This window comes from Nguyenibacter vanlangensis (assembly GCF_013376155.1).
Classification (GTDB): Bacteria; Pseudomonadota; Alphaproteobacteria; order Acetobacterales; family Acetobacteraceae; genus Gluconacetobacter; species Gluconacetobacter vanlangensis.
The window spans coordinates 1-1,321 of the sequence record NZ_JABXXP010000744.1; the positions used below are offsets into that span (position 1 = coordinate 1).

The following is a 1,321-nucleotide window of genomic DNA, read 5'->3' on the forward strand; positions in this document are numbered from 1 at the left end:
GGCTATGCGGGGCCCGAGCAGGTCGCCGAACTGCCCGCCGCGCCGCATCGCCGCGGGGTGGCCCATCACGGGCGCGGCCATGCCGTCTCTCACGTCTCGCCCCATGTCGTCCACATGATCGTCGCGGGTCATGCGGCGCATCGCCGGCACGGGCATAATCACGGCTGACCCCCGCCGAATGGGTCGGGCGGGACGCGCGCCCTTGCCTTGGCAGAATGTCCCGCGCATTTATCCCCCATTAAGGGCGCCGTTCCGCGGCTGCATTGATGGGTACGAAGGGACAACGACATGGACGGGGATACGGACGCACGGCGGGTCATTCTGCACACGCCGGAGGATTTCGCCGGCATGCGCGCGGCGGGCCAGTTGGCGGCGCGCACCCTGGACATGATCGTCCCCCATGTCCGCGCCGGCATCTCGACCGGTGCGCTGGACCAGTTGATTCATGATTTCATGATGGATCATGGCGGCGTGCCGGCCACCCTGGGCTATCGCGGCTATCCCAAATCCAGCTGCATCTCGCTCAACCATGTGGTCTGCCACGGCATTCCGGGCGAACGAATCCTCCAGGACGGCGACATCCTGAATATCGACGTGACCGTGATCCTCGACGGCTGGTACGGCGATACCAGCCGCATGTTCACCGTGGGCGCCATCCCCCGCCGGGCCGAGAAGCTGATCGACGCGACCTACAAGGCCCTGATGCTCGGCATTGCCGAGGTGCGGCCGGGCAGGACCCTGGGCGATATCGGCCATGCGATCCAGGTCTATGCCGAATCGCACCGTTTCTCGGTGGTGCGCGATTTCTGCGGCCACGGCATCGGCCGCAGCTTCCATGCCGCGCCGAACGTGCTGCATTACGGCCGTCCGGGCCAGGGGCTGGTGCTGCAGCCCGGCATGTTCTTCACCATCGAACCCATGCTCAACGCCGGCCGCCCAGACGTGAAGGTTCTGGATGACGGCTGGACGGCGGTCACGCGCGACCGGTCCCTGTCGGCGCAGTTCGAACATATGCTGGGCGTGACCCAGGACGGGTGTGAAATCTTCACCCTGTCTCCCGCCGGGCTGGACCATCCGCCCTACGACCCGCCGGCCTGACCGGCGCTTTTTCCTCTTCCCCACGATCGAAGGATAGATGATGCGCATTTCCATGCTGCGACGCCGCATTGCCGCGACCTTGCTGGCGGGCTCCATGCTTGCCGGCGGGGAGCTTTCCGCCCGGGCGGCGCCGGTCCTGCAGAATGATGCGCTGACCTTCGGTCCGGCTGGCTCCGTGGCGGGGTCGACCCTGGCGCCGCTGGCCCCGGCGGTCGGCGCACAC

Annotated in this window: 2 protein-coding genes; both read left to right on the forward strand. The window is 67.3% G+C overall.

Annotated features, from left to right (window positions below; translation table 11 throughout):
- Positions 1-288: 288 nt before the first annotated feature.
- The gene (gene map / locus HUK84_RS18635; RefSeq protein WP_176641556.1) at positions 289-1,098 is read left to right on the forward strand and encodes a type I methionyl aminopeptidase; all 810 of its coding nucleotides are present in this window, start codon (positions 289-291) and stop codon (positions 1,096-1,098) included.
- A 37-nt stretch (positions 1,099-1,135) separates the two neighbouring features.
- A partial coding sequence (locus HUK84_RS18640; protein ID WP_176641557.1) for a hypothetical protein occupies positions 1,136-1,321 on the forward strand: 186 nt, incomplete at its 3' end.